The sequence below is a fragment of the Saccharothrix sp. ST-888 genome (assembly GCF_000955975.1).
Lineage (GTDB): Bacteria > Actinomycetota > Actinomycetes > Streptomycetales > Streptomycetaceae > Kitasatospora.
Window position 1 is genome coordinate 1 of the sequence record NZ_JYJF01001135.1, and the last position, 241, is coordinate 241.

Consider the following 241-nt stretch of genomic DNA (forward strand, 5'->3'; position numbering starts at 1 on the left):
GGTGCCGTGCGCCTCCACCGCGTCCACGTCCGCACCCGACAGACCCGCCGACGCCAGCGCGTCACGGATCACCCGCTCCTGCGACGGCCCGTTCGGGGCGCTCAGCCCGTTGGAGGCGCCGTCCTGGTTGATCGCCGAACCCCGCACCACCGCCAGCACCCGGTGCCCGTTGCGCCGCGCGTCCGACAGACGCTCCAGCACCAGCACCCCCACCCCCTCGGACCACCCGGTACCGTCCGCC

1 protein-coding gene is annotated in these 241 nt (G+C 75.5%); it reads right to left on the minus strand.

All coding sequences use genetic code 11. The features are described 5' to 3' along the window. Positions 1 to 241 (minus strand): hypothetical protein (locus UK12_RS35945; protein WP_156179210.1); only part of this gene is annotated, 241 nt, incomplete at both ends.